Origin of the sequence: Bacillus gobiensis, from assembly GCF_001278705.1 — a bacterium.
In the GTDB taxonomy this organism is placed as follows: domain Bacteria; phylum Bacillota; class Bacilli; order Bacillales; family Bacillaceae; genus Bacillus; species Bacillus gobiensis.
This window is the reverse complement of the sequence record NZ_CP012600.1, coordinates 3,547,210-3,566,916: the sequence shown is the minus strand read 5'-3', so window position 1 is coordinate 3,566,916 and position 19,707 is coordinate 3,547,210. Positions and strand designations below refer to the sequence as shown.

At 41.4% G+C, this 19,707-nt stretch carries 18 protein-coding genes and 1 rRNA gene (1 of these 19 only partly in view); 9 read left to right on the top strand and 10 right to left on the bottom strand.

Annotated elements, in window-relative coordinates; genetic code table 11:
* From AM592_RS17845 to dnaA, 10 genes are all read right to left on the bottom strand, one after another.
* A 16S ribosomal RNA gene (locus AM592_RS17845) occupies positions 1-569 on the bottom strand; it reaches 983 nt to the left of the window's first position.
* A gap of 224 nt (positions 570-793) precedes the next feature.
* Positions 794-1,366 (bottom strand): HD-GYP domain-containing protein, encoded by a 573-nt coding sequence (locus AM592_RS17840; protein ID WP_082364172.1) that lies wholly within the window; start codon positions 1,364-1,366, stop codon positions 794-796.
* Positions 1,278-1,673, bottom strand: a complete 396-nt coding sequence (locus tag AM592_RS17835) for a hypothetical protein (protein WP_053605046.1) — start codon at positions 1,671-1,673, stop codon at positions 1,278-1,280. The genes AM592_RS17840 and AM592_RS17835 overlap by 89 nt, the downstream gene beginning before the upstream one ends.
* A gap of 249 nt (positions 1,674-1,922) precedes the next feature.
* Positions 1,923-4,403 carry a DNA gyrase subunit A gene (gene gyrA, locus AM592_RS17830; protein ID WP_053605045.1) on the bottom strand — a complete coding sequence of 827 codons (2,481 nt, stop codon included), beginning with the start codon at positions 4,401-4,403 and terminating at the stop codon, positions 1,923-1,925.
* A gap of 263 nt (positions 4,404-4,666) precedes the next feature.
* The gene (gene gyrB / locus AM592_RS17825) at positions 4,667-6,583 is read right to left on the bottom strand and encodes a DNA topoisomerase (ATP-hydrolyzing) subunit B (RefSeq protein WP_053606167.1); all 1,917 of its coding nucleotides are present in this window, start codon (positions 6,581-6,583) and stop codon (positions 4,667-4,669) included.
* Positions 6,584-6,662: 79 nt separating this feature from the next.
* Positions 6,663-6,902, bottom strand: coding sequence for an extracellular matrix regulator RemB (gene remB, locus AM592_RS17820; protein WP_053605044.1), 240 nt, complete (start codon positions 6,900-6,902; stop codon positions 6,663-6,665).
* 18 nt (positions 6,903-6,920) lie between these two features.
* Positions 6,921-8,030, bottom strand: a complete 1,110-nt coding sequence (recF, locus tag AM592_RS17815) for a DNA replication/repair protein RecF (protein ID WP_053606166.1) — start codon at positions 8,028-8,030, stop codon at positions 6,921-6,923.
* An 18-nt stretch (positions 8,031-8,048) separates the two neighbouring features.
* Positions 8,049-8,264, bottom strand: a complete 216-nt coding sequence (gene yaaA, locus AM592_RS17810) for a S4 domain-containing protein YaaA (protein WP_053605043.1) — start codon at positions 8,262-8,264, stop codon at positions 8,049-8,051.
* A gap of 140 nt (positions 8,265-8,404) precedes the next feature.
* Positions 8,405-9,541 carry a DNA polymerase III subunit beta gene (gene dnaN / locus AM592_RS17805; RefSeq protein ID WP_053605042.1) on the bottom strand — a complete coding sequence of 379 codons (1,137 nt, stop codon included), beginning with the start codon at positions 9,539-9,541 and terminating at the stop codon, positions 8,405-8,407.
* A 168-nt stretch (positions 9,542-9,709) separates the two neighbouring features.
* Positions 9,710-11,053: a chromosomal replication initiator protein DnaA gene (gene dnaA / locus AM592_RS17800; RefSeq protein ID WP_053605041.1), complete on the bottom strand. Its 1,344-nt coding sequence runs from the start codon at positions 11,051-11,053 to the stop codon at positions 9,710-9,712.
* A 708-nt stretch (positions 11,054-11,761) separates the two neighbouring features.
* Here dnaA and rpmH point away from each other — a divergent pair.
* The 9 genes from rpmH (at position 11,762) to AM592_RS17750 (ending at position 19,704) form a co-directional block, all read left to right on the top strand.
* Positions 11,762-11,896 carry a 50S ribosomal protein L34 gene (gene rpmH / locus AM592_RS17795; RefSeq protein ID WP_053605040.1) on the top strand — a complete coding sequence of 45 codons (135 nt, stop codon included), beginning with the start codon at positions 11,762-11,764 and terminating at the stop codon, positions 11,894-11,896.
* Positions 11,897-12,012: 116 nt separating this feature from the next.
* Entirely contained in the window at positions 12,013-12,378 is a 366-nt protein-coding gene (gene rnpA / locus AM592_RS17790; protein ID WP_053605039.1) for a ribonuclease P protein component, read from the top strand.
* Between the two features lie 139 nt (positions 12,379-12,517).
* Complete coding sequence (gene spoIIIJ / locus AM592_RS17785; protein WP_225970269.1) at positions 12,518-13,309, top strand: YidC family membrane integrase SpoIIIJ; 792 nt, start codon at positions 12,518-12,520, stop codon at positions 13,307-13,309.
* Positions 13,306-13,947: an RNA-binding cell elongation regulator Jag/EloR gene (gene jag / locus AM592_RS17780; protein WP_053605037.1), complete on the top strand. Its 642-nt coding sequence runs from the start codon at positions 13,306-13,308 to the stop codon at positions 13,945-13,947. Before spoIIIJ ends, jag begins: the two co-directional genes overlap by 4 nt.
* Before the next feature lie 339 nt (positions 13,948-14,286).
* Positions 14,287-15,681, top strand: a complete 1,395-nt coding sequence (mnmE, locus tag AM592_RS17770) for a tRNA uridine-5-carboxymethylaminomethyl(34) synthesis GTPase MnmE (protein WP_053605035.1) — start codon at positions 14,287-14,289, stop codon at positions 15,679-15,681.
* Between the two features lie 17 nt (positions 15,682-15,698).
* Positions 15,699-17,585 carry a tRNA uridine-5-carboxymethylaminomethyl(34) synthesis enzyme MnmG gene (gene mnmG, locus AM592_RS17765; RefSeq protein WP_053605034.1) on the top strand — a complete coding sequence of 629 codons (1,887 nt, stop codon included), beginning with the start codon at positions 15,699-15,701 and terminating at the stop codon, positions 17,583-17,585.
* Between the two features lie 13 nt (positions 17,586-17,598).
* The gene (gene rsmG / locus AM592_RS17760) at positions 17,599-18,318 is read left to right on the top strand and encodes a 16S rRNA (guanine(527)-N(7))-methyltransferase RsmG (RefSeq protein ID WP_053605033.1); all 720 of its coding nucleotides are present in this window, start codon (positions 17,599-17,601) and stop codon (positions 18,316-18,318) included.
* Positions 18,319-18,432: 114 nt separating this feature from the next.
* Positions 18,433-19,290: a nucleoid occlusion protein gene (noc, locus tag AM592_RS17755; RefSeq protein WP_053605032.1), complete on the top strand. Its 858-nt coding sequence runs from the start codon at positions 18,433-18,435 to the stop codon at positions 19,288-19,290.
* A gap of 57 nt (positions 19,291-19,347) precedes the next feature.
* Entirely contained in the window at positions 19,348-19,704 is a 357-nt protein-coding gene (locus AM592_RS17750) for a hypothetical protein (RefSeq protein WP_053605031.1), read from the top strand.
* Positions 19,705-19,707: the final 3 nt, after the last annotated feature.

Sequence of the window (19,707 nt, the reverse complement as noted above, 5' to 3'; positions counted from 1 at the left end):
TCCGGACAACGCTTGCCACCTACGTATTACCGCGGCTGCTGGCACGTAGTTAGCCGTGGCTTTCTGGTCAGGTACCGTCAAGGTACCGGCTTATTCAACCGGCACGTGTTCTTCCCTGACAACAGAGCTTTACGATCCGAAAACCTTCATCACTCACGCGGCGTTGCTCCGTCAGACTTTCGTCCATTGCGGAAGATTCCCTACTGCTGCCTCCCGTAGGAGTCTGGGCCGTGTCTCAGTCCCAGTGTGGCCGATCACCCTCTCAGGTCGGCTACGCATCGTTGCCTTGGTGAGCCGTTACCTCACCAACTAGCTAATGCGCCGCGGGTCCATCTGTAAGTGGTAGCACAAGTGCCACCTTTGATCACAAAACCATGCGGTTTCGTGACGCATCCGGTATTAGCCCCGGTTTCCCGGAGTTATCCCAGTCTTACAGGCAGGTTACCCACGTGTTACTCACCCGTCCGCCGCTAACCTTTCGGAGGCAAGCCTCCAAAGGTTCGCTCGACTTGCATGTATTAGGCACGCCGCCAGCGTTCGTCCTGAGCCAGGATCAAACTCTCCAATAAAAGTTTGACTGACTACGCATAGTCGCCTATGCGATTTTTTTAAAACATTTAGAATTAACAGGTACGTTTGTCTTGTTTAGTTTTCAAGGAACTTTTTCCGCCGCTCTTAAAGCGACCATATAAATATATCATCTGTAAAAATAATAGTCAACAACTTTTATAAAAAAAATTAGATTTAAAAAAACTTGCCCTTATTTTATGTAATCAATCGATAAATCATTTCTCTAGCTTAAAGAAATGATCTCTTCATTAACACTGATGAGCGGTCGTGAGAGAGAGTCGTTTTCGTGAAAAACGATTTCTCCTATTTTCCCGTTAGAAAGAACAATAGTAGAATGTTTTAAAGAGTTCATTATGAATATAGTGATTCGCTTCATTACAGCTTCATCATAAAAAATCAGATGCTGCCTCGTAAAGTTCTCAAAAGACATCAGCCAATTTGAATCATTTCTCTTATTTTTTTCTATAAAAAAATCAATAACCGCTCGAGAACCTGAAAGGATTTTACCAAATAAATGAATTTGATCTCCTTTGATAGATAAAGGATATCCGCTCCCATTTATAAGCTCATGATGCTGAAGGATTGCAACCTTTGCTTTTTGCGATATCACCGAAGCGTTTTCTAGCATTTTACAGCTAAGGGCCGGGTGTTTTTTGTAGAGAGCATCAACCTTCCTATCTCCGTGCGAAAGCTGGGATATCCCACAATCAGATAAATAGCCAGCCAATGCAATTTGTACAATATCTCCCCGATCCATTTGCATTTTTGCTGCCGTAATTGCTCCAAGTAGTGCCATACAAATGGAATCTGTGCAGGTAATCCTTCTCTTTCAATTGCAAAAGCTTCTTAAAAACCTTCTCAGGGGATGATAACGACAAATCAACCAACGGCAAAATCGCTTTACGAGCAGAAAAGACATCAACCTTACTCCCTGCTTGCCAAGACATAAAATCCTTTTCGTATGCTTTCACAGTTATCGTAAATTCTTTATCAAAGTCCGACGGCTGATGATTTTGCTCTTTTTCAGACGTATCAACCGGAGCTGCGCTTTCATTATCTATAAGAAAAAACAGCTGAAGCATCGTGATATGTTCCTCATCCAACACTGTTCCTTTTTTTTTAAAAAGGAATGGACGAATAAAGAAAAATATCTTGATTAAGAGTATCTCCCGACTGAAGGCGGTCATTCAACATAAACAAACATTCCTTTCAACATAGAAATGAAATCGAATAATGAGAAAAAAGACCTATATATTTATACATATTATATAAGAAAAAATACCCAATGTCTTTACTTGGTATCTTTATTCCCGACAAAAAAGAGCCAGGAATCATCCTGGCTCTTTTCTTCTTTATTCTTCTTTCGCTTCAATTTCTTCAGCCGTTTCTTCTTCCAGTTCTTCATTTTTTTCAACCAATGCAACTGTAGCAACATGCTCTTGCTCGCCCAAACGGATCAACCTGACCCCTTGAGTTACACGGCCGGTCTGAGAGATATCATTGATATCCATACGGATAATCACTCCGCTGGCTGTAATAATCATCAAGTCCTCTTCCCCGTTTGTCGCTTTGACAGTAATGAGAGAACCGTTATTTTCCGTTATCTTACACGTTTTAAGCCCTTTTCCTCCACGGCTTTGAACTCTGTAATCTTTTGCAGGAGTTCGTTTTCCATATCCCTTTTCCGTTACGATCAAGACATGGGAATCTTCTTCTAGAATCTCCATTCCAACGACTAAATCATCTTCAGAAAGACTGATGCCTTTGACTCCGGCAGCTGTTCGGCCCATTTGGCGGACATCGGTTTCATGGAAACGGATCAGAAGCCCGTCTTTTGTTCCAATAATGATATCCTTTTTGCCATCTGTCAGCCGAACCGAAATCAGCTCATCATCCTCCCGAAGGCCCAGAGCAATCAACCCGTTATTTCGGATGTTGGCAAACTGGGAAAGCGTCGTGCGTTTTGAAATTCCTTGCTTCGTCGTAAAGAAAAGATAAGACGAATCATCAAACTCAGTCACAGGAATAATGGCATTAATCCATTCTCCTTTTTCAACTTCTAACAGATTGATAATCGGAATCCCTTTAGCCGTTCTGCCGAATTCAGGGATTTCATATCCTTTCGCTCGATAAACCTTCCCTTTATTTGAAAAGAAAAGTATCGTATCGTGCGTGGAGGTAGAAATAAGATGTTCAACAAAATCATCTTCGTTTGTTCCCATCCCTTGAATTCCTTTTCCTCCGCGTTTTTGACTGCGGTAGGTTGAAGAAGGGAGACGTTTAATGTAGCCATTGTGAGTAAGCGTGAGAACAATATTCTCTTGTGTAATTAAATCTTCATCTTCGATCGCTTCAATTCCCGCGGTGATAATTTCAGTTCGCCGCTCATCATTAAAGCGCTCCTTGATTTCAATGAGCTCTTCTCTGATAATTTCCAGAACCTTTTCTTCATTGGCGAGGATTTCTTTTAACTCCGCGATCAAGGCAATTAATCCTTTATACTCATCTTCAATTTTTTCTCGTTCAAGTCCAGTTAAACGCTGCAAACGCATATCCAAGATGGCTTGAGCCTGTTTTTCTGTTAATGAAAATTGCTCGATCAAGCCATTTTTAGCGATATCCCCTGTTTGAGAACCTCTGATAAGTGCAATCACTTCATCAAGGTGATCAAGTGCAATTCGCAATCCTTCGAGAATGTGGGCCCTTGCCTCGGCTTTTCTTAACTCAAACGCTGTCCGCCGTTTAATGACAACCTTTTGATGTTCCAAGTAATAAAAAAGACACTGCTTCAGGCTTAACACCTTCGGCTGTCCGTTAACAAGCGCCAAAAGATTGATTCCAAAAGAAGTTTGCAAAGCCGTTTGCTTATACAAATTATTTAAAAGCACATGGACGTTTGCATCTCTTCGTAATTCAATGACAATTCTCATTCCGTTACGGTCTGATTCATCCCTGAGATCAGTGATCCCATCGATTTTTTTGTCACGGACTAGATCGGCTATCTTTTCGATTAATTTGGCTTTGTTTACCTGATATGGCAGCTCTTTTACGATAATAATCTGTTTTCCGGATGCTGTTGTTTCAATTTCCGTTTTTGCCCGGAGTGTAATGGATCCCCGGCCGGTTTCATAGGCCTTGCGAATACCGCTTCTGCCGATAATCTGTCCGGCTGTCGGAAAATCAGGGCCAGGAATGATTTCCATCAGCTCTTGTGTGCCGATTTCTGGATCATGGCTGACTGCCAAAACTCCGTCAATGACTTCTCCAAGCTGGTGAGGGGGAATGTTTGTTGCCATTCCGACTGCAATTCCTGACGCACCGTTTACAAGAAGATTTGGAAACCTTGACGGCATGACAATTGGTTCTTTTTCCGCACCATCGTAATTGTCCTGATAATCAATCGTGTCTTTCGTAATATCGCGCAAAATTTCCATCGCGATTTTTGACATCCGCGCTTCGGTGTAACGCATCGCTGCAGCAGAATCGCCATCTACCGATCCAAAGTTACCATGGCCATCCACCAGCATATAACGATAGTTAAAATCCTGTGCCATCCGAACCATTGAATCATAAACGGCCACATCACCGTGGGGATGGTATTTTCCGATGACTTCCCCAACAATACGTGCAGATTTTTTGTATGGTTTGTCGCTGGTCATACCAAGATCGTTCATGGCATACAATATTCTTCTATGCACAGGCTTCAGTCCGTCGCGGACATCCGGGAGAGCCCGTGAAACGATAACACTCATCGCGTAATCTAAAAAGGACGTACGCATTTCTTGGCTAATATTAATTCCGGTCACTTTCGGTGTGTTATTTTGCTCACTCATAAAAAAAACCTCCCTAAAGGTTTACGTGAAATGACGGGAGCAGAAGTAAATTCCATTCATTTCATTCTTATCTTTCGTGCATAAAACGTCTATTCTTCATTATATCAATAATCTCGTACTTATACACCTCTAATTGATAGAATATCAACAATTTCAAGATTTTTTAAGCTTCTATCAATAGATTCCACCTGGTTTTTAATAAAACAGGAGGCAACTCAGGAAATCAGCATGAGGCTTTTATCCCTGAATCACCCCCTAAAATATTAGATATCTAGATTTTTTACATATTGCGCATTTTCTTCAATGAAATTTCGGCGTGGTTCTACCTTGTCGCCCATTAACATTTCAAATGTTTCGTCTGCATCCATTGCATCTTCCAGCGTCACCTGCAAGAGGGTTCTGGTTGATGGATCCATCGTCGTTTCCCATAATTGGGTAGCGTTCATTTCACCTAGACCTTTGTAGCGCTGAAGACCCGGCTTCGGCGTTTGGGGCAAGTTGCTAAGGACCACTTCCAATTGCTTGTCATTGTATGCATATTCAATGCGCTTGCCCTGTTGAATTTTGTATAAAGGCGGCTGGGCAATGTAGACATATCCGCTTTCCAGAACTTGACGCATGTATCTGTAAAAGAACGTAAGGAGCAGCGTTCGAATATGCGCTCCGTCAACATCAGCATCCGTCATGATGACAACTTTATGGTATCGTGCTTTTTCAATATTGAAATCTTCTCCGATACCCGTGCCAAGTGCTGTAATCATGGAACGAACTTCATTATTCGAGAGAATTTTATCAAGCCTTGCTTTTTCCACGTTTAAAATCTTACCCCTTAGAGGCAGAATGGCTTGAAAATGCCGGTCTCGGCCTTGCTTAGCAGATCCCCCAGCAGAATCCCCCTCAACAATATACAGTTCAGAAATCGAGGGATCCTTTGAAGAACAATCGGCGAGTTTTCCTGGCAAGTTCGATATTTCCAGCGCACTTTTCCGTCTGGTCAGCTCACGGGCTTTTTTTGCCGCCATTCGAGCTCTTGCTGCCATAACACCTTTTTCAACAATTTTCCTTGCTGAATCAGGATTTTCAAGCAGGAAGGTTTCAAACGCTTCAGAAAACAGGTTATCGGTAATTGTTCGTACTTCAGAATTTCCGAGCTTCGTTTTTGTCTGTCCCTCAAATTGAGGATCGGGATGCTTGATACTGATGATCGCTGTTAAGCCTTCCCGAACATCGTCGCCTGTCAAATTCGGATCATTCTCTTTGAAAACGCCATTTTTTCTGGCGTAATCGTTAATCACTCTAGTTAATCCGGTTTTAAAGCCCGATTCATGAGATCCGCCTTCGTACGTATTAATATTATTCACGAAGGAATAAATATTGCTGGCAAAGCTGTCATTGTATTGCAGAGCCACTTCGACAACAATGTTATCTCTTTCCTTCTCAATGTAGACAGGCTCTTCATGCACGACTTCTCTTTTTCGGTTTAAATGGGCAACGTAGCTTTTAATCCCGCCTTCATAGCAATATTCTTTTTTTTGTTCTTGTCCTTCGCGCGTATCTTCAATTGTGATTTGGACACCTTTTGTCAAAAACGCCAGCTCACGAACACGATTCGCAAGCGTATCAAAATCATAGACAATTGTTTCTTTAAAAATTTCCGGATCAGGAGTGAAATGAGTGATAGTACCGGTCACATCGGTTTCACCAATAATTTTAAGATCAGCTTTAGGTACTCCTCTTTCATACTCCTGATAATGAACGTTTCCATCTCTGTGGACGGTGACATCCAGACCTGTTGAAAGTGCATTTACCACAGAGGCGCCAACCCCATGCAGTCCGCCGGAAACTTTGTACCCGCTTCCGTCAAATTTTCCGCCGGCGTGAAGAACGGTCATGATAACTTCGACTGCCGGTCTCCCCATCTTTTCCTGAATCCCTACAGGTATCCCTCGTCCGTTATCCTTTACCGTAATGCTATTGTCTTTTTCGATGATCACATTGATTTCATCGCAGTATCCAGCAAGTGCTTCATCAATACTGTTGTCAACAATTTCCCAAACTAAATGATGCAGCCCTTTGGCACTGGTAGAACCAATATACATCCCAGGTCTTTTTCTTACAGCCTCAAGACCTTCCAGTACCTGTATTTGATTTTCATCATAATTATTGTTTTGCTGTTCCATTGCCATGATCATTCACCTACTCTTTTCTTGAACATATGTTTCAAAGAACTTTCGTCTGCCAACACGTGAAAGACCGCCTCTACAAGTGAGGGATGCATGATGCACGCTTTTTTAAGGTTCTTGATGATAAAGGGGACAGGTACACATTTTTTTCAGTCACAACAAATGACCGGGGCGATCCGCCTGCAGTAGAAATTATTGTTTCGGCGTGCCCGTTTAAAAAATCTTCGACAATTGGAGAATTATTTATTTTGAAATCAAAGATTGCAACGATATCCCGAATGGGAACGACAATGTCATCACCTATATGGATATACACGTTCCTACCCCTTTTCTCTTAGGTTAGCATTCCATTATCGACACGATAGATTGCCGCTTCCTTCAGTGTTTCATGGTCAATTCCTTCAACACTGGTAGTTGTTACAAAAGTCTGCACGCGGCCTTGAATCGTATTGAGCAGATGTGATTGTCTGTAACCATCAAGCTCTGACAAGACATCGTCCAATAAAAGAATAGGAAATTCGCCAATTTCCTCCTCAATTAGGTCAATCTCCGCCAGCTTCAGAGATAGCGCTGTTGTCCTTTGCTGCCCCTGAGATCCGTACGTTTGCACATCTCGTCCATTCACATAAAAAAGAAGATCATCCCGATGGGGGCCGGAAAGCGTTATCCCCCGGTCAATCTCTCTCTTTTTCAAACCGGAAAAAATTTCTTGATATCTTGTAATCATTTTCGACAAATCCGGAGCATCTGATACATCAAGCGACGTTTTGTAGTCAAGAGCGAGCTCCTCCAGCCCTCTTGAAATGCCCAGGTGAATCGGTTTTGCCCATTTTTCCAGCTGAATAACGAACTCAAGACGTTTCGCGACAACCTTTGCTGCTGTTTCAACCAGCTGCTCTGTCAGGACATCGAGCATCGTTTGATCAGATTCTTTTTTTGTTTGCAGAAGCTTTAACATGTGGTTTCGCTGAACCAGGATCTTCTGGTATCTGGAAAGGTCATGCAAATAAACAGGAGAAACCTGGCCGATTTCCATATCAAGAAACCGTCTCCTTACTTGCGGGCTTCCTTTGACCAAGTTTAAATCCTCAGGCGCAAACATAATCGTATTAAAAGCTCCGATATAGCGGCTGAGTTTTTGCTGCTCAATATGATTAACTTTTCCTTTTTTTCCTTTTTTCGAAATAACTAACTGAATCGGAACGGGGCCGTTTCTTTTTATGATCCGTCCTTCTATTTTAGCATACTCTTGGTCCCATTGGATGAGTTCTTTATCATTTGATGTGCGATGGGACTTCGCCATAGCTAGAACATAGATCGATTCCATTAAATTTGTTTTTCCTTGAGCATTTTCTCCTATGATGACGTTCACTTTATTTTGAAACTCAAGTGAGACGCGGTCGTAATTTCGGTAAGATGCTAACGCAAGACTCTCGATATGCAATCCTTTTTTCACCCGCCTCTAATTGACAACTTGAAATGATCCGACTCCCTCAATGTCTACCAGATCTCCGACATAAAGCTTACGTCCTCTTCGGTTATCCGGTTCGCCATTGACCAAAATTGTATGCTCTGACAAAAACCATTTGGCCATCCCGCCAGATTGAATAACCTCCGCCAATTTTAAGAATTGGCCGAGCGTGATCATATTTGTATCAATGGATACTGGATTCGCCATTTTATCGACCTCTTTCAAATATCACTAATTATTCATTATACTAAAAAAACGGAAAACAAGAAAATGAGAATTTTGGAAGATAAAAACGAAAAAACACTTTTTAAAAAAAGTTGCCAGCTTTAGCTGCCGGCAACCTTGAATTAGTATGTTCGAACAGGAAGAATCAACTGCACTATTGATTCATCGTTCGGGGTGCGAATTAAAAACGGGCGCATAGGGCCTGAAAAACTGATATGAATTTCTGTGCCCTCTAATACTTTTAGCGCATCAAGCATGTATTTCGGGCTGAATGATATATTTAACTCTTCACCGTCGAAGCTCTCAGACACGACGGATTCAATTACTTTTCCGATTTCAGGAGAATTCGATGAAATTTCAACAATTTTGTCAGGATTTGCCGATAGTTTTACTACGTTATTCCTTCCCTCTCTTGCCAGCAATGAAGCACGATCAATCGCTTGTAAAAACTCCTTCGTATTGACAATAAAATCTGTATTGCTTTCCTGTGGAATCAGCCTTGATGTATCTGGATAAGTCCCATCTAGCAGCCTGGAGAAAAACAGGATATTTTTCGTTTTGAACAACACTTGAGTATCCGTAACAACGATATCTACCAGCTCCCTGCTGTCATCCAATATTTTGCTCAATTCGGTCAGGCTTTTCCCAGGGATCACGACGTTATAGGATTCTTCATCCCTCAGCTCAAGAGCAGCTTTTCTATAAGCCAAGCGGTGGCTATCTGTTGCCGTGCAAAACAATTCATTATTCCCGATCTTCCAGTTTACACCTGTCAAGATAGGGCGTGTTTCTGAGGTGGACACAGCGAATACCGTTTGCCTTATCATATTTTTCAGTAGATCAGTCGGAATTTGAAAGCCGTGATGCTCTTCTAGTTGAGGCAGCAGTGGATATTCCGATGCATCCAGTCCATTAAGGCTGAATTCAGCTTTCCCTGACCGGATAATCGTTTCATGCTGATTTTGAACTTCAATTTCTACGATAGACATCGGTAATTTTCTTACGATTTCACTGAAAAAGCGTGCTTGTAAGACTATGCTTCCAGCTTGATGAATCGTAACGTTCTCGTTTTCTTCCTCAATGCATGGAATAAAGGATTCAATCGAAATATCTGAATCACTTCCAGTCAATGATATACCCTCAGTAGAAGCTTCAATTTTTATCCCGGTTAAGATAGGAATGGTTGTCCGAGATGAGACAGCCTTTAATACACTTTGTACGCTTTCTACCAGCCGATCTTTTTGAATCGTGAATTTCATGATTCTCCTCCTTGATGATATATATATATTTATATTAAAAAAATAGTAGAAGTAATAGTAGGGCATGTGGATTTGTGGATAAGTACGCAGAGGGAAAGGAAACACAGTCTATCCACATGTGGATAGACTGTGTATGACCATGCGTTTTTTATTCACACTTTTCCCAACTTATCTTAATTGTTCTCTAATCTCTTTTACTTGTTGCTGCAGCAATTCATCATTGCTTAATAGCTTTGAAATTTTTTCATGGGCATGAATGACGGTCGTGTGATCGCGTCCCCCAAATTCTTCCCCGATTTTCGGTAGAGACGAGTCTGTCATTTCTCTTGATAGATACATAGCAATTTGTCTAGGGAATGCGACAGACTTTGTCCGTTTTTTTGCTTTGAAATCTTCAAATTTTATATTAAACTGCTGGCCGACAATCCGCTGTATGTCTTTAATTGTAATCACTTTAGGCTTAGAGGAAGGAATAATATCCTTTAATGCTTCTGCGGCAAGATCCGCATTAATATCTTTATTGATTAAAGACGAATATGCGACGACCCTGATGAGTGCGCCTTCCAGCTCTCTGATATTGCTGTCGATTTGATTGGCGATATACAACATCACTTCATTTGGAATATCAAGCCCTTCCGCCTTTGCTTTTTTCCGCAAAATAGCGATCCTTGTTTCCAAATCCGGCGGTGTAATATCTGTGATCAAACCCCATTCAAAGCGGGATCTGAGTCTGTCTTCAAGAGTCGGTATTTCCTTTGGCGGACGGTCGCTGGAAATGACTATTTGTTTGCTTTCATCATGCAATGCATTAAACGTATGAAAAAATTCCTCTTGTGTTTGTTCTTTCCCTGCCAAAAATTGAATATCATCAATCAGCAGCACGTCTACATTTCGATATCGATTACGGAAATCTACGGCTTTATTATCTCTGATGGAATTAATAAACTCATTCGTGAATTTTTCTGAAGATAAGTAAACAACTTTTGCAGAAGGATTATGGTCCAATACATAATGGCCAATGGCATGCATCAAGTGCGTTTTGCCAAGCCCTACTCCCCCATAGATAAACAACGGATTGTAGGCTTTAGCAGGTGCCTCGGCCACTGCCAAAGAAGCAGCATGGGCAAAGCGGTTTCCTGATCCGATAACAAATGTATCAAAGGTATATTTCGTATTCAGCATGTTTTGCGGAAATTCAGATTGCTCGTCGTCCTTGGGCATATTCTTTATCGGAGCTTTTGGTGCGATGTTTTGTTCTTCCTGATTTTGCGGAATCACAAACTTAATGGCCAGCTCCTCGCCTGTTAAATCAAAAATCGTCTCGGCTACTAAACCTAAGTATCTTGAATTCAGCCAATCTCTCGCAAATTCGTTTGGAGCAGTTATGGTCATTGTGTCTCCTTGAAGAGAATGGGCTTTTGTTGATTTCATCCATGTTTCAAAGCTCGGTTTGCTTAATTTCCCCTCTATTTTTTCAAGAGCCTTATTCCATAATTCTGATATATTTTCCATGTATTAAAGCGTCCCTCCTTTTTTCAAAATAACCAAGCAGCTACTGTTATATAACACTAAAAAATAACAACATTTAACCCTATTTACGTCAGAAAGCCCCCCTTGTCTATGTAAAGAAAAATTTCAAGGGATGAACTGTACGTAAAACCAGGGTTTAGTGGGAAGAATGAGCATTGTATAATAATTGAGTTATGCACATCAAATGTTGAAAAGAGTATAATATAGTAGAAAAATGTCTTTTAAACTTATTCACACCTTTGTGGAAAAGCTAGTCCTCACCTTGTTAAAAAACTTTCCACAAATTATTCACACTCTGTGGATAAAGTCAAAACTGCATCCAGTTGTTAAGAGTGAAAACACAAATATAATATCAAAATAAAGCTTGAGTTGCAATGGGTGATCTCAACTTATCCACACACCAAACATCCTGTTGATCTTTTTTTGTCCACACTAGTTAAGAATGTGAAAATCTTGTTTAAAACACAAAAAAACGTCGAAATGCGTCCGGAAAGATATCCACAGTGGATAATAGAGATAAATGATCTTTCGACATGGAGAAAAAAAGGGGTTTCTTATTGTCACCCGATGTGATATTCTATATGGGTTACAAATTGGGGAAGTTGACAGTAAAGTGGTGCCAACCATATAATATATAAGACTGTCTTAAGCAGAATATACTCAGTCAATCCTCGAGGGAGGTGTCGTAAGATGAAAAGAACGTTTCAACCAAATAACCGTAAACGCAGCAAAGTTCATGGCTTCCGCAGCCGTATGAGTTCCAAAAATGGACGTCAAGTATTAGCACGCCGCCGCCGTAAAGGTAGAAAAGTGTTATCAGCCTAGGCCACTGAATCCTAATCAGTGGTCTTTTTTACATAGAGGAATACTGGATAAATGCAGCTGGCTGCTCTTCATCCGTCATTTTCTCTGAAAAGCTTGATATCGGAGTGAAGAACGTCATGAAGAAAAAAAACCGATTGAAAAAAAATGAAGAGTTTCAAACTGTATTTCAACGAGGAAAGTCGATGGCAAACCGCCAGTTTGTGATATATATTCTTAACCAGCCGAAGCTGGACGAGTTTCGAGTAGGACTGTCCGTCAGTAAAAAAATTGGCAATGCAGTTACTAGAAACCGGATAAAACGGCTGATCCGCCAGGTCATTCTTGAGGAAAAGGACAAATTGAAATGCAAAAACGATTATGTCATCATTGCTAGAAAGCCTGTGTGCGACATGTCTTATGAAGAAATCAAAAAAAGTCTTCAACATCTTTTCAGAAAATCATTTGTTTATCAATCTGATAGAGGACGTGGCGATAAAAATTGAAAACTTTCATCTTTTTGAAGTAAAGCGCTTCCTCGTGGATTTATCTTATACAATGAAGAGCAATTGGGCACAAATGATGATAGAATACAGGTTAGAAACAGACTTTAATGGATCCACATTGATCAGGTAGGAGGAAAAGTTGTTGAAAAGGCGAAATTTGTTATTGCTAGTTTTAGTTGGGGCATTGATACTGCTTGCCGGTTGTACTCAACTGAATGAGCCGATTACATCTGAAAGTACAGGATTTTGGGACCAATATATTGTTTATCCTTTATCACAAGTTATTATCTTTTTTGCAGAATTAATGGGAAATAACTACGGACTCTCTATCGTTGTTGTTACGATATTAATCCGTTTGCTTATATTGCCGTTAATGCTTAAGCAGCTCAGAAGTTCAAAGGCTATGCAGGCTTTGCAGCCGGAAATTTTGAAGCTTAGAGAAAAATATAGCTCGAAGGACCAGAAAACACAGCAAAAGCTGCAGCAGGAGACAATGTCTCTTTTTCAAAAGAATGGGGTCAACCCGCTTGCAGGCTGCTTTCCTATTTTAATTCAAATGCCTATTTTGCTTGGTTTTTATCAAGCGATTATGAGAACCCATGAAATTAGTAACCATAACTTCCTATGGTTTGATTTGGGAGACAGAGATCCGTTCTTTATACTTCCTATCGTAGCGGGGATTACAACGTTTACTCAGCAAAAGCTGATGATGGCAGGAAATCCTGCAACATCACAAAATCCGCAAATGGCGATGATGTTATGGCTGATGCCGATTATGATTGTTGTTTTTGCGATCAATTTCCCGGCTGCACTTTCACTTTATTGGGTCGTAGGGAACTTGTTTATGATCGGTCAGACGTTTTTAATTAAAACGCCTGAAGTTAAGACAGACACCACACCGCAAAAATCAAAAGGAAACGCAAAAAAATGAAGGAGCTGACTGCTACTGGACGTACCGTCGCTGAAGCAGTAGATTCCGCATTAAAAAAATTAGACGTAAAAATAAATGATATCGAATATGAAGTGATTGATGAAGGGAAAAAAGGGATTTTTGGACTCTTCGGCCATAAACCTGCCGTCGTAAAAGTCATCGAAAAACCTTCTCCAATCCTCGCAGGTAAAAATTATTTGGAACAAATCGTGAATCATTTAGAAATAGAAGCCGAGATCACTGCTTTTGAAAAAGAAAATGTAGTGAGCTATGAGATCAAAGGCAATCAAACGGCGCTTTTGATAGGAAAAAGAGGACAGACTCTCAATGCTTTGGAAACCTTGGTCCAGATGGCAATCAATCGCGTATCCGAAAAATACTTGCAAGTGACCGTGGATGCCGAAGGATACCGGGAAAAAAGAAAAAATACGCTTATTCAATTGGCCCATCGAATGTCGGATCAAGCGATGAAGCAGAAAAAATCCATTCAGTTTGAACCGATGCCGTCAGCAGAAAGAAAAATCATTCATAAAGCACTTTCTAATGACCAGAGGAATATCGAAACATATTCCGAGGGTGAAGGGCGAAATCGCCATGTCGTTATTTCATATAAAGGGAAGAGCGGTTCGAACAATTAAATAGTATGAGAGATACCGGAGCTTTGCAAATGCAAAAGCTCCTTTTTTTTTATAGAGAAAAAAGCATTTCACTGAGAGTAATTATAATTTTTCCCGGTATGATTGAATCAGATCCGTTTAAATTTTCGCTTTTTAGGTGTAAGCTGTTGATAAAAGAAATGGAGCGTAAAAAATATTGTTATTCACATGTGGATAAGTTAAAGTGGTAGAAGTGCAGATTTTTAAAAGGTTCCCTCCTGTGGATAATTTGAAACAGAAACACATTTATGGTATCTTTAAGTGTTGATTGACCAAAAAATCAATTTTTTTTATATAGATAGAATGACAAAAAAGAGGTGAATGAAAGTGGCTGAAGCGGATACGATTGCTGCCATATCGACACCGATGGGTGAAGGTGCAATTGCTATAGTAAGGCTAAGCGGACCGGAAGCATTACCGATCGCAGACTATATTTACAAAGGACCCGGAGAAAAAAAACTTAGCTCCGTGGATTCCCATACCATTCATTACGGACATATTGTCGACACGGAAACGAATGAAACGATTGAGGAAGTCATGGTTTCAGTATTAAAAGCCCCGAGAACTTTTACACGGGAAGATGTCGTTGAAATCAATTGTCACGGCGGAATTGTGACTGTCAATAAAGTTCTTCAGCAAGCTCTTAAAAACGGAGCAAGGCTGGCGGAACCAGGGGAATTTACGAAGCGTGCATTTTTAAACGGGCGGATCGATCTGTCTCAAGCGGAAGCCGTCATGGATTTAATTCGCGCGAAAACAGACCGCGCCATGAACGTGGCAATGGGGCAAATGGAGGGGAAGCTCTCCAAGCTCATTACACAGTTGAGGCAGCAGCTTTTAGAAACTCTTGCCCATATTGAAGTAAATATTGATTATCCGGAATATGACGATGTGGAGGAAATGACTCATCGAATTTTAGTAGAGAAAGCAGCCTTTGTCCGCAATGAAATTGAAGGCCTCCTTCAAACCTCGTCACAAGGAAAAATTCTTCGAGAAGGTCTTTCTACAGTGATCATCGGGAGACCGAATGTCGGAAAGTCATCTCTTTTGAACAGCCTTGTCCATGAAACGAAAGCGATAGTTACAGATGTACCCGGTACGACGAGAGATGTGATTGAAGAGTATGTCAATGTCCGGGGTGTGCCTCTTCGTCTTGTTGATACCGCCGGAATTCGTGAGACTGAAGACATTGTCGAACGAATCGGCGTTGAACGGTCAAGACAGGTGCTGAAGGAAGCGGATTTGATTATGCTTGTCTTAAATTACAACGAGCCATTATCTGATGAAGATATCAAGCTGTTTGAAGCGACTAAAGGAATGGACAGGATTGTGATCGTCAACAAAACGGATCTTTCGCAGGTGCTGGATATGGACCGTGTCCGAGATCTGGCTGAAAACCGCCCTGTCGTTACCACCTCATTATTGAAGGAAAAAGGAATCGATGAATTGGAATCCGCGATTCAGTCGTTATTTTTTTCTGGAGGGATTGAAGCAAAGGACTTAACGTATGTCAGCAACTCCAGGCACATTTCGGTTCTTCAGGAAGCAAAATCGGCGATCAACGATGCATTAAATGGAATTGACCAGGATGTACCGATTGATATCGTTCAAATCGATTTAACCAGGTGCTGGGAGCTGCTGGGGGAAATCATTGGCGACACCGTGCACGAAAGCTTAATTGACCAACTGTTTTCACAGTTTTGTTTAGGAAAATAAAAAAAGGAGGAATTCGTATGTCCTATGAAGCAGGCAATTTTGACGTCATTGTCGTGGGCGCCGGACATGCCGGCGTTGAAGCAGCCCTCGCTTCAGCAAGGCAAGGGGCAAAAACCCTTGTTTTGACGATTAATTTGGATATGATTGCATTTATGCCTTGCAACCCTTCCGTCGGCGGTCCCGCTAAAGGGATTGTCGTCCGTGAAATCGATGCATTAGGCGGAGAAATGGCAAAAAATATTGATAAAACGCACATCCAAATGCGTCTTTTAAATACAGGTAAAGGACCAGCTGTGCGCGCACTTCGAGCACAAGCTGATAAATTTCAATATCAGCATGAAATGAAAGCAACAATGGAAAATGAGCCTAATCTAACCCTCCTTCAAGGAATGGTTGATCGTCTGCTCATTGAAGACGGAGAATGCCGCGGTGTTATTACGCAAACCGGAGCAATCTATCGCTCAGCCTCTGTTGTTCTTACGACTGGAACCTTCCTAAGAGGGAAAATCATTCTTGGCGATCTTTCTTATTCAAGCGGTCCGAATAACCAGCAGCCTTCTATTAAGCTGTCTGAACATTTGGAGGAGCTTGGATTTGACCTAGTTCGTTTTAAAACAGGGACCCCACCAAGGGTAAACAGCCACAGCATTGATTACAGCAAAACAGAAATACAGCCGGGGGATGACGTTCCACGCGCTTTTTCATATGAAACTGTCGAGTATATTACGGACCAGCTTCCATGCTGGCTCACATATACTAGTCCGGAAACTCATGAAATCATTGATGACAATTTGCATCGTTCACCGATGTATTCAGGAATGATTAAAGGAACAGGGCCAAGATACTGCCCTTCGATTGAAGATAAGGTGGTACGATTCAACGATAAGCCAAGGCACCAAATATTCCTTGAGCCGGAAGGAAGAAATACGAAGGAAGTATATGTTCAAGGATTGTCAACCAGCCTTCCTGAAGACGTTCAACAAAAAATGCTTTCCACTATTCCGGGTCTTGAAAAAGCACAGCTAATGCGCGCCGGCTATGCGATTGAATACGATGCAATTGTACCGACTCAGCTTTGGCCGACGCTGGAAACGAAAAAAATCCCTTATCTCTTTACTGCCGGTCAAATCAACGGAACATCAGGGTATGAGGAAGCAGCTGGACAAGGAATTATGGCCGGTATCAATGCGGCCAGAAAAGCGCTCGGCAAGGATGAAGTGATTCTAAGTCGTTCTGAAGCTTATATCGGCGTATTAATCGATGATCTTGTGACAAAGGGGACGAATGAGCCATACCGGCTGCTAACCTCACGTGCAGAATATCGATTGCTATTGCGTCATGACAATGCTGATTTGCGCCTAACGGAAATCGGTCATCGGATTGGCTTAATTTCTGATGAAAGATATAATAAATTTTTAGAGAAAAAAGCCGCGATCGAAGAAGAGAAAAAGCGGCTGCTATCAACAATCATTAAACCATCTGCTGAAAATCAAGAATACATCCGCTCACTCGGAGGAAGCGAGCTAAAGGATGGAATTCGGGCATCAGACTTATTGAAACGTCCGGAAATGACTTACGAAACAGTCACGAAGCTTGCTCCGGGGGATCAAAACCTTAGAGAAGATGTAAAAGAGCAGGTAGAAATTCAAATCAAATATGAAGGCTATATCGAAAAATCACTGCAGCAGGTTGAGAAGCTGAAGAAAATGGAAAACAAAAAGATACCGGATCGATTGGATTATGACGCCATCCGCGGGATTGCCACAGAGGCCAGACAGAAGCTGAAAGAGGTTAGACCGCTTTCTGTTGCCCAAGCTTCACGCATTTCCGGAGTGAACCCTGCAGATGTATCCATTTTGCTCGTCTATCTTGAGCAAGGAAGAATAGCGAAGGTAGCAGAATAGAAAGGATGTCCGCATGAAAATCGATCAGTTTTCCTCCAGCCTCGAAGAGAAGGGGATTTCTCTTTCTCCCCGTCAGCTGGAACAGTTTGACGATTATTACAGCTTGCTTGTTGAATGGAATGAAAAGATGAACCTGACAAGCATCACTGACAAAGAAGACGTATACCTTAAACATTTTTTCGATTCGATCACCGCAGCCTTTTATTTTGACTTTAATAAGGTTAAAAGCGTATGTGATGTGGGCGCTGGAGCCGGGTTTCCAAGCATTCCGCTTAAAATCTGCTTTCCTCATCTCGAGGTAAGCATTGTCGATTCGTTAAAAAAACGAATTACTTTTTTAGAAGAGCTTTCTTCGGCCCTCGGGCTCACTCATACTGCTTTTTATCATGATCGCGCCGAAACGTTTGGCCAAAACAAAAACCACCGTGAAAGCTACGATTTGGTTACCGCACGTGCGGTTGCCCGTCTTTCTGTCCTTAGTGAGCTTTGTTTGCCACTCACCAAAAAAGGCGGAATATTTATGGCTTTAAAAGCCGCTTCGGCTAAAGAGGAGCTCGCTGTCAGCAAAAAAGCAATCTCGCTCCTTGGAGGGAAACAACAAGACACTCACTCCTTCCGTCTTCCGATTGAAGAAAGCGAACGGACGATTATTGTCATTAGTAAAGTAAAGGAAACACCGAAAAAATATCCTAGAAAGCCTGGATTGCCCGGGAAATTACCGATTGAAAGCTAGTTCTCCTTTTCGCCTTGAAATCCGTTTATTCTGCAAAATTCAAGACTTTACGGAAGGAAAAAACATGAGAAAATAGAATTAGTAAATGGGAGTTTCGAAAGGTGGCGTTGGTTCATGAAGCATTCATTCTCTCGTCTCTTTGGAATTGGTGAGAAAGAAGAAGAGGAAGCGGAGTTGTTTGCAGAAGAAACAAATAAAGAAGAAATACAAGAAATAGAAGTCGATGCCATTGTTCCGAATCGTTTTCAGCCCCGCACCATTTTTTCGGACGAAAAGATAAACGAACTGGCTACAACTATTCATACCCATGGCATTATCCAGCCGATTGTCGTTCGTAAGACAGAAGACCAGTCAACCTACGAGATTATCGCTGGTGAAAGACGCTGGCGGGCTGTGAAATCACTTGGCTGGGATAAAATTTCCGCCATTGTTAAGAATTTTAGCGATACAGAGACAGCTTCCGTTGCGCTAATAGAAAATTTGCAGCGTGAGGAATTATCATCAATTGAAGAAGCACATGCGTATGCTAAGCTTTTGGAACTTCATGATTTGACGCAGGAAGCACTTGCCCAGCGGCTGGGAAAAGGACAGTCGACTGTTGCTAATAAGCTGAGGCTCTTAAAGCTTCCGGAAGAAGTCCAGCAAGCAATTCTTCAAAAGAAAATAACCGAGCGCCATGCACGTGCTCTTATTCCATTAAAAGCTCCTGAGCTGCAGCTAAAGCTTTTGGAAGAAATGGTCGAAAAAAATCTGAATGTCAAGCAAACCGAGGACCGTGTCGTGAAGATGCTTGAACAGGACAAGCGGAAGCCAAAGCCAAGAAGAAAAGCATTTAGCAGAGACACGCGTATTGCCATGAATACAATTCGGCAGTCGTTATCTATGGTTGAAGACAGCGGAGTAAAATTAAATACGGAAGAAGAAGAATTCGAAGAGTATATCCAGTTAACGATTCGAATTCCGAAGAAGTAAAGCTCTCCAGCTGATATGGAGAGCTTTTCTTTTTAATTACTGAAGATTAGAGGTGGCATGTGTATACACAAAGAGATTGAGAGTATTTTAGACAATTGGATTGAAAAAACCAATAAAAATGAATTTTATCTCGCCCACTCATTTGATAAACTGATTAATCGTAAAAACAGTGCGGAAGCATTTGAATATATTTCACAAATGATAGATGCGATAGTAGAAACAAACGAGGATTTTATCGCTTCCCTATTGATTTTTTATTTGAATTGCCTTTATGAAAAAGCAAACACAACTGAAATCCATCCTTATCTTTCATCTAAAATAGAGCAATTAGAAGTACATATTTTTCATCTTCAAGGTGAATATTCGAAACGTGAATATCAAGAATTCAAAAGAGATGTAAGATTACTAAGATAACTG

Excerpts from the sequence above, each read along its gene's own strand:
- AM592_RS17840 (WP_082364172.1), bottom strand. The coding sequence starts at position 1,366 with ATGGCACTACTTGGAGCAATTACGGCAGCAAAAATGCAAATGGATCGG.
- gyrA (WP_053605045.1), bottom strand. The coding sequence starts at position 4,403 with ATGAGTGAGCAAAATAACACACCGAAAGTGACCGGAATTAATATTAGC.
- gyrB (WP_053606167.1), bottom strand. The coding sequence starts at position 6,583 with ATGGAACAGCAAAACAATAATTATGATGAAAATCAAATACAGGTACTG.
- yaaA (WP_053605043.1), bottom strand. The coding sequence starts at position 8,264 with ATGGCGAATCCAGTATCCATTGATACAAATATGATCACGCTCGGCCAA.
- dnaN (WP_053605042.1), bottom strand. The coding sequence starts at position 9,541 with ATGAAATTCACGATTCAAAAAGATCGGCTGGTAGAAAGCGTACAAAGT.
- dnaA (WP_053605041.1), bottom strand. The coding sequence starts at position 11,053 with ATGGAAAATATATCAGAATTATGGAATAAGGCTCTTGAAAAAATAGAG.
- rpmH (WP_053605040.1), top strand. The coding sequence starts at position 11,762 with ATGAAAAGAACGTTTCAACCAAATAACCGTAAACGCAGCAAAGTTCAT.
- rnpA (WP_053605039.1), top strand. The coding sequence starts at position 12,013 with ATGAAGAAAAAAAACCGATTGAAAAAAAATGAAGAGTTTCAAACTGTA.
- jag (WP_053605037.1), top strand. The coding sequence starts at position 13,306 with ATGAAGGAGCTGACTGCTACTGGACGTACCGTCGCTGAAGCAGTAGAT.
- mnmE (WP_053605035.1), top strand. The coding sequence starts at position 14,287 with ATGAAAGTGGCTGAAGCGGATACGATTGCTGCCATATCGACACCGATG.
- mnmG (WP_053605034.1), top strand. The coding sequence starts at position 15,699 with ATGTCCTATGAAGCAGGCAATTTTGACGTCATTGTCGTGGGCGCCGGA.
- rsmG (WP_053605033.1), top strand. The coding sequence starts at position 17,599 with ATGAAAATCGATCAGTTTTCCTCCAGCCTCGAAGAGAAGGGGATTTCT.
- noc (WP_053605032.1), top strand. The coding sequence starts at position 18,433 with ATGAAGCATTCATTCTCTCGTCTCTTTGGAATTGGTGAGAAAGAAGAA.
- AM592_RS17750 (WP_053605031.1), top strand. The coding sequence starts at position 19,348 with ATGTGTATACACAAAGAGATTGAGAGTATTTTAGACAATTGGATTGAA.